This window comes from Leifsonia tongyongensis, from assembly GCF_010686705.1.
GTDB classification, from domain to species: Bacteria; Actinomycetota; Actinomycetes; order Actinomycetales; family Microbacteriaceae; genus Diaminobutyricibacter; species Diaminobutyricibacter tongyongensis.
The window spans coordinates 1-1,228 of the sequence record NZ_JAAGWY010000008.1 but is presented as its reverse complement, the minus strand read 5'-3'; the positions used below and the strand labels follow the sequence as shown (position 1 = coordinate 1,228).

The window sequence follows — 1,228 nt, the reverse complement described above, 5'->3', positions numbered from 1 at the left end:
GGTGTCTGGGTTCAGGAGATAGGTCACAGTTGATAGGTCCCTGATGAGTCGGGACATCCGTCACAGTCGGGTTTATGTCTCGTGCTCGTGTCGCCGTGTTGAAGATCGTGTCCAAGCAGCTGACCGTGACCGCGGCGGCAGCCGAGTACGGATTCTCACGCCGCCATCTGCATCGACTGTTGGCTCGTTACCGAGACGCCGGACTCGACGCTGTCGAACCACGCTCCCGCGCACCGCTGACCAGCCCACACCGGGTGACCGCCGAGGTTGTGGACCGGATCGTTCAGCTTCGAACAGAATTGACGGCGGGTGGTCTCGACGCTGGCCCGATCACGATCGCCTGGCACCTCGAGCAGGAGAACCTGCCAGCACCGTCGACCTCCACGATCCGACGCATCCTGCACCGTGCTGGGCTCGTAGTCCCGGAACCACGGAAACGGCCCCGCTCGTCCTACATCCGGTTCGAGGCCGCGCAACCCAACGAGACCTGGCAGTCCGACTTCACCCACTGGCGGCTCGCCGACGGCACCGACGTCGAGATCCTGAACTGGCTCGACGACCACTCCCGCTACCTGCTCTCGGCCACCGCCCACCACCCGGTCACCGGCGATGACGTCGTCACCACCTTCCTGGCCGCGGTCGACACCCACGGCGCTCCCGCCTCCACCCTCACCGACAACGGACGGGTTTACACCGCCCGGTTCGGCGGCGGCCGCAACGCCTTCGAATACGTGCTCCCCCTCCTCGGCGTCCAGCAGAAGAACGGTTCCCCGAACCATCCGCAGACCCAGGGCAAAATCGAACGCTTCCACCAAACCCTCAAACGCTGGCTCACCGCCAGACCCGCAGCCGAAACACTCCCCGAGCTGCAACACCAGCTCGACCAGTTCCGCAACGACTACAACGAACACCGCCCCCACCGCGCCCTCGACCGGACAACACCCGGCCACGCCTACCGCAGCACCCCGAAAGCCGTCCCCGCCGGCAGCAGTCACCCCGTCCACTACCGCATCCGCTACGACCACGTCGGCACCAACGGCAAGGTCAGCTTCCGCAGAGCCGGACGAATGCACCACCTCGGCGTCGGCTACGAACACCGCGGCGCCCGCATCCTCGCCATCGCCGACGAACACACCGTCACCGTCGTCCGCCTCGACACCGGAGAAGTCATCGCCACCAACGACATCGACCCCACCCGCACCTACTGGCGCAACAACCAAAAAGCCCC

At 65.8% G+C, this 1,228-nt stretch carries 1 protein-coding gene; it reads left to right on the top strand.

The annotated features are described in order from the left end of the window. Positions 1-74: 74 nt before the first annotated feature. Positions 75-1,228, top strand: a 1,154-nt coding sequence (locus tag G3T36_RS19475; protein ID WP_163291544.1) for an IS481 family transposase, incomplete at its 3' end; no start/stop codon positions are given.